This is a genomic window from uncultured Brevundimonas sp., from assembly GCF_963977465.1.
Lineage (GTDB): Bacteria > Pseudomonadota > Alphaproteobacteria > Caulobacterales > Caulobacteraceae > Brevundimonas.
In genome coordinates, this window is the sequence record NZ_CAXBOQ010000003.1 from 427,280 (window position 1) to 440,227 (window position 12,948).

Here is a 12,948-nt window from a genome sequence, read left to right on the forward strand (position 1 = left end):
GTGTGTGGGCGGGAAATATGTCCGGCAAGCCTTGCAGTGCCGTCCTCGAACCCCAGTTAGACGGGATACTTTTCCGACATCCGACCCGCCCACAAAGGAGCGCCGATGCCGCATGCCGACAGCCTGATTCTCACCCTGGTCGGAGGATTCGTCCTCGCCTTCGTGTTCGGCATGTTGGCCAACCGGCTGAAGCTGTCACCCCTGGTCGGCTATCTGGTGGCGGGGGTCGTCGTCGGCCCCTTCACGGGGGGCTTTGTCGCCGATACGGAACTGGCTCCGCAGTTGGCCGAGATAGGCGTCATCCTGCTGATGTTCGGCGTGGGCCTGCACTACTCGCCGGCTGACCTGATGAAGGTGCGCAAGGTAGCGGTGCCGGGGGCCATCGTGCAGATCGCCGCCGCAACCGTGCTGGGCTGGGCCCTTGGCCGCGCCGTGCTCGGTCTCGGCCACCTTGAGGCCGGGCTGTTGGGCTTCGCCCTCGCCACCGCGTCGACCGTGGTCCTGCTGCGGGCTATCGAGGAACGCAGACAGCTCAAGGTCGAGGTCGGGCGTATCGCCGTCGGCTGGCTGATTGTCGAGGATCTGGTGATCGTCGTCGCCCTGGTCATGCTGCCACTGCTGATCGTGCAGCCGGGCCAGACGATGGACAGCCTGCAACTGGCGCAATCGATCGGCTGGACCCTGCTCAAGGTGGCGCTGTTCGTCGGGGCCATGCTGGTGATTGGCCCCCGGGTCCTGCCGTGGCTGCTGGTCCGGATCGCCCATACCCGGTCGCGGGAGCTATTCACCCTGGGGGTGCTGGCCATCGCCCTCGGCATCGCCTGGATCGCCTACTCTCTGTTCCACTCGTTCGCGCTGGGGGCCTTCCTCGCCGGACTCGTCCTGAACAGTTCGCCCCTGGGGCACAACGCAGCCGAGCGGTCCCTGCCCCTGCGCGATGCCTTCGCCGTGCTGTTTTTCGTCTCGGTCGGTATGTTGTTCGACCCGACCATCCTGGTCCGCGAGCCGCTGGCCGTGCTGGGTGTGCTCGGCATCGTCATCGTCGGCAAGTCCGTGGCGGCCCTGGCCATCACGACCCTGTTCAAACTGGACCGCGCCACCAGCCTGACGGTGGCGGCGAGCCTGGCCCAGATTGGCGAGTTCTCGTTCATCCTCGTCGCTCTGAGCGTGTCTCTCGGTGCGATGAGCCGCGAGACCCAGGATCTGGTTCTGGCCGCGGCCCTGCTGTCGATCTCGATGAACCCGTTCGTCTTCGCCCTGATCGACCGCATGGGCGGGCGGCCGAAGCCGTCGACCATGGATCCGGTCGACGCGCCGCCATTGCTCGAAGAAAAGGCCGCCGCCGAAAATCCGGCGACGGCCTGATCTGTCAGTCGGCGACCGGTGTCAGAGCACCCCGATCATGCTGGCGACCAGCGGATGCCGGACGATGTCGCGTTCGGCCAGCCGGATCACCGCGATGTCGGGCACGGGGGCCAGACGTTCGGCGATGTCGACCAGACCCGAGATCCCGGGCAGCAGGTCGGACTGCTGCGGGTCACCGGTGACCACCATGGTCGAATGCCAGCCCAGCCGGGTCAGCAGCATCTTCAGCTGCATATAGGTGCAGTTCTGGGCCTCATCGACGACGATGAAGGCGTTGTTCAGGGTCCGGCCGCGCATGAAGCCGATCGGGGCGATCTCGATCAGCCCCTCCGTCATCAGCTGTTTGACCCGCTTCATGCTGAGCCGGTCGGACAGGGCGTCGTAGAGGGGGCGCAGATAGGGGGCCAGCTTGTCCTCCATGTCGCCGGGCAGGAAACCGATCGATTCGCCGGCCTCGATGGCGGGCCGCGACAGGACGATGCGGCCGATGGTGCCGGCTTCCAGCGCCTCGACCGCCTTGGCCACCGCCAGATAGGTCTTGCCGGTGCCCGCCGGGCCCAGCGACAGGACCAGATTGTGCTCGTCGATCGCCGCCATCATTTCGGCCTGGCCGTCGGACCGAGGTTTGAGCGTCTTCAGATAGGCCTGGTCACGATCGTCATTGGAAGGCATCGGCGACCAGCTACCTTGGGACGCCCCGCGTCGGGCGCGGGACTCATCACTGAACTGGCGGGAATCAAGAACACCTTCGCGGTTCGACTGGCGTCTCATAGCGGCACGTTTGGTCACGGGCGCCTCCAGGGCATGAAAAAAGGCGATGCCGTGAAAGCATCGCCTCGTACGAGCGTAGGGAGAAACGAAACAACGGAGGCCGTGCAGCCGCCCGGATCGGGGGAAGGGTGAACTTCCAGCGGGCATGCCCGCCGTCGACCGGAACGCGTCACGCGCGTCCTCCTCGGGGCCTGACCGGACCGGGCTTGATCCGGCTTCCGATCCGGGGCCGAAATGGCGGCCTCGAATCGCATCAACAGGATGATGCTAACGTGGTTTACGAAGGCTTAAAGCCCTCATTCGCTTCAGATAAGGTTATGCTTTCATGACAGTCTATGCGTTGGCCGACAAGAAACCGCAGCTACCGGCGGTTGGCGAATACTGGATCGCGCCGAATGCCACCGTCATCGGCGACGTGACCCTGCATCCGGGGGCCAGTGTCTGGTTCGGCGCTGTGGTCCGCGGCGACAACGATCCGATCACCATCGGCCGCGATACCAATATCCAGGATGGCAGCGTCCTGCATTCCGACCCGGGCGAACCGCTGACCATCGGCGACGGCGTCACCGTCGGTCATATGGTGATGCTGCACAGCTGCGAGATCGGCGACAACACCCTGATCGGCATCGGGGCGGTGATTCTTGGTCGGGCCAGGATCGGCAACAACTGTCTGATCGGGGCCAATACATTGATCACCGAGGGCAAGGTGATTCCCGACAATTCGCTGGTGATGGGTCAGCCCGGCAAGGTGGTGCGTCAGCTCGAACCGGGCCAGATCGAGGCGCTCAAGGCTTCGGCCGCCCACTATGTGCAGAACTGGCAGCGGTACGCGGCTGACCTGAAAGCAGTTTAGGCGACCTGGCGGCCGTTTATCGTGGCCAGACTCAACGGCGCGCGCCGGACCTCGCCGACCCCCACCGAGACCCGCGCCGTCAGCGAATCGACGTCGACCAGATCACGGCTCCCGGTCGTGGTCGGGGCATACAGACCCAGAATCCGGTCCGCCGCCCCGTCGGGACCGCGCAGCGGCGTCAGGGTGATCTCCAGCGCCGCCTCATCGGCCCCGGCTCCGGCCACAATGACCACGGGCCGGGCCTCGCGGAAGGTGCGGGTGATGGCGTCGGCCACCAGTGGCCGACTGGTCTCGCTCCACCACGGCAGCCAGGCCGTACCGGCCAGACGGTCGCCGTGGAAGGTCTCGATCCAGCTGCCGGCGAGGCGGAACTCGGCCCCGTCGCCACGCCGCACGGCCATGAAGGCGCGTGGCAGCAGCAGGCCCAGCCGCGTCGGATCGAAGGCGGTGCGATCAGGAATCACCGCCGCCTCGCCCAGCGCGGTCCAGGTGTCGATCAGGGTCTGGGTGTCAGAATGGAACATGGCTCCGGCCTCCACCCCCGGTCCCGCAAACTTGGGGCCGCGACCGTTTCGCCGGGATGGCAACGGAAACGAAAGGCTTTTCCGATTTGATACAGGCTGGATCGGCCTGATTTTTGCTTGGCCGGCGTATCTGAGATGATCGGGAGTCCAGCCCATGCGGGTGCGGATCAAGACCTGGCTGCCAGCCCTGGCAGGCTTTATCGCCGTGACGGCCTTCGCCGACAGTGCTGCGGCCGGTTGCACTTCCGGCTGCCCGCCGCCCCCGCCGCCCTGCTGTCAGCCGCCGCCACCGCCACCGCCTCCGCCGCCGCCGCCGACACCGTGCTGCCAACAGCCGCCCCCTCCGCCCTGCTGCGGTGGCGGCAACGTCAACGTCAACGTCAATGTGAACGCCAACGCCAATGCCAACGCGAATTCCAGTGCCGCTGCGCGCGCCGGAATCAACGCCCGGGCGGGTTCCGGCGTCATTGTCCAGGGCGGCGGCAGCGCCTATGTCACTGTCGACCAGCCCTATCCCACCACCATCTCCGGCCTGATGGTCGAGGGGGCGGTGGTCTCGCAGGTCGTGCGCGTACCGTTCGAATCGCGCCGCCGCTTTGAAAAGCGGGTGGTCATCCAGGCCGTCTGCATCGATGACCGCAACGTGCCCCATCCGGCCTCGCAGGTCCGCCCCGATCGCGACGTGCGCGGCGACTATGAGGGCGAACTCTATCGCTGCCTGGCGGGCACCTGGCTGCAGGTCACCATCGCCGAATACCTCGGCGAAGTGCGGTTCGACCACGGCGAAACCATGAGCTGCCGCAAGCGGGAGGCCCTGTGGCATGGTCGCGGTGGTGCCGTCGAATGCCGCCCGGAGAAGCCCGAGCGTGACTGCAACGAACGCTCGCTGCTGCGTCGCTACGGTGCCGGGGTCAAGATTCTGACGATGATCCGCGAGGAAACCTACACCGAGTATCGCGAGGAGGTCGTGCAGACCTCCGGCATCGCGGTGTCCGGTGCCAGCATCACCCTCGATGGCGGCGTCGGCGGCCGGGTGTTCTGAAGCCGCTGTTCAGCCCGGGGTCATCCGCGACCCCGTACAGTATGAACGTCGATCTCCATCGACGAACCTGAGAATGCAACTGGCCCCGATCCGCAAGGACCGGGGCCATTTTTTGCTATTGGGCCGGTGCCGCCGCCGCTGCGGGTGCCGCCGGATTGTCCGATGTGATGGTCAGACGCCAGGCTTTGTCCGCCGTCAGGTACTGGCGCGCCAGTCGCTGGATGTCGGCCGACGTCGTCGATTCAAGATCCGAGACGTTGGAGCGGATTTCGTCAAAGGTTCCGGGCTTGCGGCCCGCCGCGACGAGCTGGCTCACCCAGTAGCCATTGTCCGCCTGACTGCGCCGCAGGGATTCGACCAGGGGCGCGCGGGCCCGGAGCAGCTCGTCCTCGCTGATCGGCACCTCTCTCAAGCTCGCGGCGATCGAGTCAAAGGCGGTGAACAGCACCGGCAGGTTTTCGGGGCGGGTCTCGGCCAGCATCAGCTGAAAGCCATAATCGGGGAAGACTGACGACGATGTGGCCGCCGACCCTGGCCCATAGGAGATGCCCAGCTTTTCACGGACCTCCTCGTTCAGTCGAAGCTGAATGACGGCGTTGAGTATGGCCAGTTGCCGCGACTCCAGCTTGTCGTCGATGGCATCGGTGGTGGCCCAACCGATCAAGCCGATCGCTTGCTCACCTGGGCCTTCATGCTTCAGTTGAACTGGTTCGGTCGAGGGTGCCGGGAAATGGCGGACGTCCGAGCCCGGCAATGGTTCAGCCTGCGCCCCACGATCCGGCAGGGCACCGAAGGTGTTCGCCACTGAGGCGATGGCGTCGTCCACGGTGATGTCGCCGACCATGACAATGTCGATTGGCCCGTGGGCGCGGCCCTCCGTTACGCCTGCGCGAATCTCCTCAATCGACATGGCCGCGATCTGCTCCTCCGTAGGGGTGGCGTCGCGCTGGTCTCCCGAACTGATCAGTTCGCCGAGGTCGCGACCCAGTACGCCGCCCGGCGTGGCACGGAGCTGGGCGAGTTGCGCAGGAAACTGGCTGCGGGCTCGCTCAAACGGCGCGGCGCGAAGGCCCGGGTCCACCATGTAGGCCGTCAGCACCTGCATCTCGAGCTGCAGATCTTCCGGCCGCGTCGCCCCATTAAGACTGTAGGCGTCGGTCAAAAGGCTGGCGTTGACGCTGTAGGTCTTGCCACTGAGAACACGGGTCAGTTGATCCACGGTCAGCTTCGAAGTGCCGCCGGGTCCCATCACCGAATTGGCCAAGGTCATGGCTGTGACGCGGTCTGTGGGTAATGCCAGTTCGCCGATACCGGTGCGGACGTTGACGAGGATCTGGTTGTCGCGGAAATCGGTCGGCTTGACGAACAGCCGGACGCCGTTGGGGAAGTCCACGCGGGTGACCCCAAGGTCAGCGATCTCGGTACGCGCGCTCGGCTGGGTAGGCGTTCCAAAGTCTGTGTAGGGCCATTCCAGCGCGGCCTCATCAGCGCGCGCTGTTACCACGACCTGGCGAGACGCTTCCAGCGCCGCGGTGACGGCGGTCTCACCGCCCTCGATCGCGACCGGAGAGGTGACCATGACGAGCGGTCCCTGACCTTCGAAGACCGGGCGGACGGCAGCGGTGACCTGATCGGGCGTCAGCCCTTCGACCGTGGCGTTGAAGAGGTTAAGGCTGGTCGCTGGCGACGCGAAGACGTTCCCGTCATTGGCCGCTCCCAGCAGTCCGTTGGCCAGCGCGGGTGTTGACCGCGTTGCGGCGGCCGTGACCGCGTTCTGCAGTCGGGTGCGGTTGTCGATGATCTCCCGCTGCAATTCGGTTTCCGTTATTCCGAACTGGACCAGCCGTCGCTGTTCCTGTTCGATGGTCTCCAGCGCCCGTGTCAGGCCGCCGGGATTGAAGCTCGCTTGGACCGAGCCGGCCGACAGACTGTCGAATACGGTGGCGTTCGCAGCGTTTGCACTTACGAACGGAGGATTGTCGGCGCGCGCCAGTTCTCCGAGGCGGCGGGTCAGCACCGCCAAACCGAGATAGCGGATCATGTTTTCGCGGCGTTCGGCGACGGTGTCCGGATCGAGATCAGGAGGGCGGATCCAGTTTATTTCGACAGAGGACTGGATGCCCGGCTCTACCAGGATACGGGTTTCAGGGCCGCGTGCGGCGACCTGTCCAAGATCGGGATCGGGGCCATCCATGGTGTTGGACGTCCAGCTTTCGAACGCAGCGCGAACCTTGCCCTCCATCACCTCTACATCGAAATCGCCGACGGCGATGAAGGTGGCGCGGTTAGGCCGATAATAGGCGTTGTAGAACTCCACAAAACGCTCTCGGGGTGCAGTGCGGATGATGTTGAGGTCGCCGATAGGCAGGCGGTTCGCCAGACGCTGGCCCGACGCGAGAAGGCCAAGCTGGGTCTTGATGACTCGCATTTGCGGTGTATTGCGCATCCGCTCCTCGCCCTCGATCACGCCGCGTTCGGCATCGACCGCGTCGGGAGCCATCAGGGCCTCGGACACCTGTTCGCGCATGATGCGGAGGCTGGCGTCGACAGTCTCATCATTCGTGCGAGGCAGTTCCAGCAAATAGGCCGTCTGGTCGAAGCTGGTGAAGGCGTTTGTGTCGGCACCAAAGGCCAGGCCGAGGCGTTCAAGGATGCGCAGCAGCTCATTTTCGGGAATGTTGGTCGTCCCGTTGAAGGCCATATGCTCCATGAAGTGGGCCAGCCCCAGCTGATCCTCGTTCTCCATCAGTGAACCTGCGTCGATGCGCAGGCGGAACGAAGCCTGGCCTGCCGGCGTCGCGTTGTGCAGAATCGCATACTGCATCCCGTTGGACAGGACGCCGAAGCGGACGTTAGCGTCAGCGGGGATGTCACTGGCGGCCTGTGCCCAGGGATCCGACGGCTGCGCGGCGGCCTGCGCTACGATTGCAGGCTGCGCCTGGCTGACGGCGACAGCGGGCAGCGCCACCAGGGAGAGGACGAGGCTGCTGGACGCGGCGAGCAGAAGCAGACGGGCAGATCGCATTCGGGACACTCCGGGTGACCGGCGTCCCGCCATTCTCCAGCGGACGTCGGCGCAGAACAGGGACGGTGACCGGAACCCTAGCGTGTCAAATTTCGGGCGTCACCCGCATAAGGCGGGTGGGGTCGCTTTTCTGCCAGATCAGGGGCCGGGGCTTGAAACGTAGAAGGTCGCGGCATTTCCCACGGCATTGGTGCCGGTGATTACGGCCCGCGCCGAGCCGACGACTGTCGTACTGGCGGTGGCGGTGACGGAACCGTTGTTGGTCTGGACGTTGGTCGCCGTCAGATAGCCGGCACACTCCGAGCAGGCATAGCCGGTCACCGAATTGCCCACGGCGTCGGCTCCGACATAGACATCATAGCCGTTGGTGCCGGAGAAGGTGGCCGTAGAGTCGACCCCGCCCGAGTTGAACTGGGCATTGTCGATCTTGACATAAACGTCGTTGTTGCCGACCGACACGTCGTTGCCCGCCGCCCGTGCGTAGGCTTCGGCGGCTCCATAGTCATAGGCCGTCGTGATCGCCGCGGCGCGGACCTGGGCGACGTTTGACTGGTCCGTTTCGGCGATCAGTGCGCCGCCCTGATTCTGAAGGACGGCCTGGTTGGCGCTGGCCCGCGCCCGTCCAGCCAGGTCCCAGGCGTTGCCGGCATTGGCACTGGCATCGGACTCGATCAGATCGCCGGTCGAGCGTTGGCGAACGTAGAGGTTCTGGTTTGAAGCGGCGTCGCTGTTGACCGCCACGGCGTTGGCCATGGCCTGGCTGCTGAAAGCCGCCTGGGCGGGAATATACTGGGTGCTGGCCAGATTCCCGGCGCGAATCGTCGCTGATGACTCCTGGCTGACAGTGCCGGTAACCGTTGCGCCGTCACCGCCCAGGGCGGCCGTATTGCCGATCGCCGAGGCATCGACCGTCGCGCCCGCCAGCAGACGGGGCGAATCGTCCGTAATGGTCGAGTAGGCGACGATCTCTCCATCCGTGACCTGCTGGCTGGCGTCGACACTCAGGTCAGCCCCATAGGCACCAACGGCCAGATAGTTTCCGCCCGCCTGCGTCGTCGCCGTGAGCCGGCCGGCAGTATCGCCCCCCAGGGTCATGGTCGTTGTCGCCAGCGCGTCGCCGTGCATCTCCTGGGTCGAATCGACGGTGATCGTCCCGTTCTCAACCGCACCCGAGAAGCTGTTGCCCTGGGCCGAGGTCGAGACGGTGACCTGTTCGTCGGCGTCGACGACATTGAGCGTCTGACCGGCGACGACATCGCCCAGCTGGATCTGGTTGTTCAGGACGATCGCGCCGTCCTGCGCCATAGCCTCAGTAGCGGCTGCGGCGCACAGTAGCGTCACGCCGATCGTGCCAGCGAGACGGATCCGAGCGGGTCTGGCCATTGTTCGTGTCCGTGTTGGGGTAGGCGGGATAGTAGCCGCCGGTGAGACCGGTGGTGCCGCCGAGTGGGTCGTTCGACGCATTGAGGCAGATCTCGGGGCCCGGAGCCCCGTACAGATTAGCCATGAATTCGACCGTGGCCCGTTCGATCAGGGCGCGAACCGCCAATTGTACGGGCTCGAAGCCGCCCTCACCGGCGGAGATGTCGAAGACATTGCCGTTCAGGAAGTCGAACACGCCGGCCGAGATTTCCCGGCCGATGATCTGCTTCTGGTAGGAGACGACATCGACCACTTCCAGGGTGGTGGTCTGGACCAGCCGCAGGTCGATGGCGATGTTCATGACAAAGGACTTGCCGGTGAATGCAACCGACAGCGGCGTGTTGGACGAGGCCTGGCCGGCCGCTGCGTCAAAGCCACCTGACCGGATATTGTAGTTCACCTCGGTGATGCCGCCGACCAAATAGAAGTCTGAGCCGGGCACCTGACCGGCCAGAATGCGACGGTACTGCTGGTCATCGCTTCCGCCCGGGCCGTCATCGCCGATCAGACGATTGTTGGCGTAGCGCAGCTCCAGCTCGGACACCGAGGTATCATAGCGTTCCACGATCCGGGCCCCGGACTTGGCCAGGGCCGAGACGGCCATCAGCGAAGCGCCGCCCGTGACCTGCCGGCCGCCGTCGGCCGAAACCGTGCCGGTGTAATCGCTGATCCGGCCGACAGCCATGCGCGGCGACGGCAGATTGTAGCGACGGGCATAGTCCGCCATGCAGAAGAGGGCGGTGGAATAGGGGGTCGGGTTCGCTGTCACGGGCGCATTGCCGATCGGCGTGGCGTAGAGGCCGGCAGGATTGGCGGTCGCCGAAATGCAGCCGGTCAGCAGGACCGCCGCGGTGCAGACTGCGCCTGCAGTCTTCAGTCGACGCTGGCGAATGCTCATGGAAACCTCAGGGTGCCGTTCAGGGCCGTGCCGGCGGTGATTGCGCCGTTGTTGGTCTGGCTGGAGTTGACGATGACGGTGTTGTGGTTGCCCTGAACCACGACGTTCAGGCTGTTGCCGATGGCCGAAGCCCCGCCGATGGCGTTCCGTCCACCTGTGCCGCCCGCACCGCTGTAGCTGGCGGAGACGCCGCCGGAGGCGCTGGAGTAGGCACTCGCACCGTTCTGGATAAGGCCGTTGACGATCAGGCGGTTGCCGTTGGTGTCGCGCGTCGATCCGGTCTGCGGTCGCGCTGTCGTATAGCGCGCGCCGCCGTAGCCGGCCTGATAGGTCGCCGCGCCCGACGATCCGGTCGACTGGGCGGCTGCCGCTGTGGGCAGACCCATGACGGCGAGGATCAGGATGGTCTTCAGCCGGAAGAGTGACATTACAGCGCTCCGCACGCGAACGTGGATTACGGATCTAAGGGCAACCCGCGTGCCAAAATGGGATAGGGATATTAAGAAGCGCTTGAGATTGCCGTGATCACTGCGCATTTGAGGCTGATGCAGTTGCCAGCCGACCCAATCGACGGTCCTCCCCGCGAGAAGATCCTGAACGCCCCGCCGGTGGCGGTCCTTCTGGCCCTGTCGATGCCGATTCTGTTTCTCGTGCAGCAGCGACTGCACGATGGCGGACTGTCCTATGCGTTTTTGCCGTCGTCTCTGGTCTACGGCGATTGGTGGCCGGGCCTGTTCAGCGCCATGCTGGTCCACGGCGGCTGGGGCCATGTAGCGGCCAATGCCATTGCTGCCCTGGCCTTCGGTCCACCCGTCGCCCGCCTGTTTTCCGGACTGAAGGGCGCGGCCGTTTTTCTCGGCTTCTATATAGTGTGCGGTCTGGTGGCCTCGATCGGCTACGCCGTGGTCCACCTCGCCAGCAATGACCCGGTGGTCGGTGCCTCCGGGGCGGTCTTCGGGCTGATGGGCGCTGCCCTGCGCCTGCTGGGAAGTCGTCAGGGCCGCCTGCGCGCGATCACCGACCGGCGCGTGCTCACTGCGGCGGCAGTTATAATGGCGGTGAACGCCGCCACGGGTCTGATCGGATTCGCGCCCGGCGTTGAGGGGGCTCGAATCGCCTGGGAGGCGCACGCCGCCGGCTTCGTCTTCGGACTCTTCACGATCGGTCCTGTCGCCCGGCTGTTCGGACAGAAACCTTCGTGATTTGATTCCGGGGACCGCCTGCGCGATCCTGTCGGAAAGCGGCCGGTTACGGTCGTTCCTATATAAGAGTGAAGGAGCTGCCCGATGCTGGTTGCCGAAATCCTCAAGGACAAGGGAGGTGCCGTCTATTCGATCGCCCCCGACTTCACCCTCTCCCGCGCCTGCGCTGAACTCGAACAGAAGCGGGTTGGTGCCCTGATCGTCTGCGACGGCGACCAGGTGGTCGGCGTCCTGTCCGAACGTGACGTGGTGCGTGCTGTGGCCAAGGACGGCCAAGCGTGCCTGCTGCGCCCGGTCGCCGACTATATGACGCGTGAGGTGGTGTTTGCCGAACCCGGGGAAACCGTGGCGATTCTGATGGGGCGCATGACCGATCGCCGGATCCGCCATCTGCCGGTGCTCAAGGCCGGTCGACTGACCGGCGTGATATCCATCGGTGATGTCGTCAAATGCCAGATCGCCGAGGCGACCAATGAAGCTGAGAGCCTCCGCACCTATATAGCTGCGGGCTGAACCGCGGGGCGGGCCTGCAGAGTCGACTTTCCGACCCCGGTCGGTGAACCGGACTCGGCGAGAAACTTGGCCGAAATCGATAATGGCGCTTGCAGAGCAAATGCCCGGTCCGTATATCGCCCCCTCGCTCGGAGACGGGCTGGCCGCCGGGGCCGGGGAGACGAAACTCTCCCGGGTTCCAAAGAGGTTAAGGGATTAAAAACCTCTTGCTTCTGCAGCCGGTCCCAACTAGTCTCCGCGCTCCAATCGAATCGTCGGAAACGATAAAGAGGGTGGCCAAGCTGCTTTCCCCGACGGTTTTTTGCGGCTTCGGAAGCTTCGGTTTCCGGTTTCGCGAAATGGCTGAAAAGCCCGGTTGACACGGAGACCGGCCTTCTTTAGAAAGCCGCCTCCGCCGCCCTCCGGGGTGGGGCCGCAGTAGAGAAGTTCTTCTTAAAAAAGAACCGCTTGACACGGAAAACGGAGGCGACTACATCGCCGCCTCCGCCGCTTTTTGGAGCGGGTCGTCGAAAAGAGGTTCTCTTTAAAAAGAACCGCTTGACACGGAACACCGAGGCGACTACATCGCCGCCTCCGCCATCACCTGGCGCTAAACGGTGGGACTGGAAGTCTTCCGGTTCGGGTCTTTGAAATCGTTGATTTGGAAAGAGAAACGCAGGCGGCGGTGTCCTAGCGATGACCCTTCGGGGTTATTACGACGATACTGACACTCTGCGGTCTTTTTGAAAAGATACAACCATGTCGCTGGTTCTTACGGATCAGCGAAGTGGTTCTCGTCAAAAATACGTAGAACTAATGCCAACCGGCCTTCGGGTCGGTCTGCTTTAGTCAGATAGTCAACTCAACCTGAGAGTTTGATCCTGGCTCAGAGCGAACGCTGGCGGCAGGCCTAACACATGCAAGTCGAACGGATCCTTCGGGATTAGTGGCGGACGGGTGAGTAACACGTGGGAACGTGCCTTTTGGTTCGGAATAGCTCCTGGAAACGGGTGGTAATGCCGAATGTGCCCTTCGGGGGAAAGATTTATCGCCATTAGAGCGGCCCGCGTCTGATTAGCTAGTTGGTGAGGTAAAGGCTCACCAAGGCTACGATCAGTAGCTGGTCTGAGAGGATGACCAGCCACATTGGGACTGAGACACGGCCCAAACTCCTACGGGAGGCAGCAGTGGGGAATCTTGCGCAATGGGCGAAAGCCTGACGCAGCCATGCCGCGTGAATGATGAAGGTCTTAGGATTGTAAAATTCTTTCACCGGGGACGATAATGACGGTACCCGGAGAAGAAGCCCCGGCTAACTTCGTGCCAGCAGCCGCGGTAATACGAAGGGGGCTAG

At 64.3% G+C, this 12,948-nt stretch carries 11 protein-coding genes and 1 rRNA gene; 6 read left to right on the forward strand and 6 right to left on the reverse strand.

The features are described 5' to 3' along the window. Positions 1–105: 105 nt before the first annotated feature. A complete protein-coding gene (locus AAC067_RS09065; protein WP_339931685.1) occupies positions 106–1,365 on the forward strand; it encodes a cation:proton antiporter in 1,260 nt (419 codons plus the stop codon). 21 nt (positions 1,366–1,386) lie between these two features. On the opposite strand, the gene AAC067_RS09070 is transcribed toward AAC067_RS09065, so the two are convergent. Further along, on the reverse strand, positions 1,387–2,154 hold the full coding sequence (locus AAC067_RS09070; protein ID WP_339931687.1) for a PhoH family protein: 768 nt from the start codon (positions 2,152–2,154) through the stop codon (positions 1,387–1,389). 307 nt (positions 2,155–2,461) lie between these two features. On the opposite strand from AAC067_RS09070, the gene AAC067_RS09075 reads away from it, so the two are divergent. Beyond that, positions 2,462–2,989: a gamma carbonic anhydrase family protein gene (locus AAC067_RS09075; RefSeq protein ID WP_339931689.1), complete on the forward strand. Its 528-nt coding sequence runs from the start codon at positions 2,462–2,464 to the stop codon at positions 2,987–2,989. Here the strand turns inward: AAC067_RS09075 and AAC067_RS09080 are convergent. Beyond that, complete coding sequence (locus tag AAC067_RS09080) at positions 2,986–3,513, reverse strand: PAS domain-containing protein (protein WP_339931691.1); 528 nt, start codon at positions 3,511–3,513, stop codon at positions 2,986–2,988. The genes AAC067_RS09075 and AAC067_RS09080 overlap by 4 nt on opposite strands. 154 nt (positions 3,514–3,667) lie before the next feature. Between AAC067_RS09080 and AAC067_RS09085 the strand changes: the two genes are divergently transcribed. Further along, positions 3,668–4,555 (forward strand): hypothetical protein, encoded by an 888-nt coding sequence (locus AAC067_RS09085; protein ID WP_339931693.1) that lies wholly within the window; start codon positions 3,668–3,670, stop codon positions 4,553–4,555. 115 nt (positions 4,556–4,670) lie between these two features. Here the strand turns inward: AAC067_RS09085 and AAC067_RS09090 are convergent, their stop codons facing one another. From AAC067_RS09090 to hfaA, 4 genes are all read right to left on the reverse strand, one after another. Continuing rightward, entirely contained in the window at positions 4,671–7,613 is a 2,943-nt protein-coding gene (locus AAC067_RS09090) for an insulinase family protein (RefSeq protein ID WP_339931695.1), read from the reverse strand. Between the two features lie 105 nt (positions 7,614–7,718). Further along, positions 7,719–8,963, reverse strand: coding sequence for a holdfast anchor protein HfaD (gene hfaD / locus AAC067_RS09095; RefSeq protein WP_339931697.1), 1,245 nt, complete (start codon positions 8,961–8,963; stop codon positions 7,719–7,721). Then, positions 8,890–9,900, reverse strand: coding sequence for a holdfast anchoring protein HfaB (gene hfaB, locus AAC067_RS09100; RefSeq protein ID WP_339931699.1), 1,011 nt, complete (start codon positions 9,898–9,900; stop codon positions 8,890–8,892). The genes hfaD and hfaB overlap by 74 nt, the downstream gene beginning before the upstream one ends. Then, entirely contained in the window at positions 9,897–10,328 is a 432-nt protein-coding gene (hfaA, locus tag AAC067_RS09105; RefSeq protein WP_339931701.1) for a holdfast anchoring protein HfaA, read from the reverse strand. The genes hfaB and hfaA overlap by 4 nt, the downstream gene beginning before the upstream one ends. 93 nt (positions 10,329–10,421) lie before the next feature. On the opposite strand from hfaA, the gene AAC067_RS09110 reads away from it, so the two are divergent. The 3 genes from AAC067_RS09110 to AAC067_RS09120 all read left to right on the forward strand — a co-directional run. Further along, positions 10,422–11,102, forward strand: a complete 681-nt coding sequence (locus tag AAC067_RS09110; protein WP_339931703.1) for a rhomboid family intramembrane serine protease — start codon at positions 10,422–10,424, stop codon at positions 11,100–11,102. Between the two features lie 84 nt (positions 11,103–11,186). Next, positions 11,187–11,615, forward strand: a complete 429-nt coding sequence (locus tag AAC067_RS09115; protein WP_339931705.1) for a CBS domain-containing protein — start codon at positions 11,187–11,189, stop codon at positions 11,613–11,615. Between the two features lie 842 nt (positions 11,616–12,457). Beyond that, a 16S ribosomal RNA gene (locus AAC067_RS09120) occupies positions 12,458–12,948 on the forward strand; the annotation flags it as partial.

Excerpts from the sequence above, each read along its gene's own strand:
- AAC067_RS09065 (WP_339931685.1), top strand. The coding sequence starts at position 106 with ATGCCGCATGCCGACAGCCTGATTCTCACCCTGGTCGGAGGATTCGTC.
- AAC067_RS09075 (WP_339931689.1), top strand. The coding sequence starts at position 2,462 with ATGACAGTCTATGCGTTGGCCGACAAGAAACCGCAGCTACCGGCGGTT.
- AAC067_RS09080 (WP_339931691.1), bottom strand. The coding sequence starts at position 3,513 with ATGTTCCATTCTGACACCCAGACCCTGATCGACACCTGGACCGCGCTG.
- AAC067_RS09085 (WP_339931693.1), top strand. The coding sequence starts at position 3,668 with ATGCGGGTGCGGATCAAGACCTGGCTGCCAGCCCTGGCAGGCTTTATC.
- AAC067_RS09090 (WP_339931695.1), bottom strand. The coding sequence starts at position 7,613 with ATGGCGGGACGCCGGTCACCCGGAGTGTCCCGAATGCGATCTGCCCGT.
- hfaD (WP_339931697.1), bottom strand. The coding sequence starts at position 8,963 with ATGGCCAGACCCGCTCGGATCCGTCTCGCTGGCACGATCGGCGTGACG.
- hfaB (WP_339931699.1), bottom strand. The coding sequence starts at position 9,900 with ATGAGCATTCGCCAGCGTCGACTGAAGACTGCAGGCGCAGTCTGCACC.
- hfaA (WP_339931701.1), bottom strand. The coding sequence starts at position 10,328 with ATGTCACTCTTCCGGCTGAAGACCATCCTGATCCTCGCCGTCATGGGT.
- AAC067_RS09115 (WP_339931705.1), top strand. The coding sequence starts at position 11,187 with ATGCTGGTTGCCGAAATCCTCAAGGACAAGGGAGGTGCCGTCTATTCG.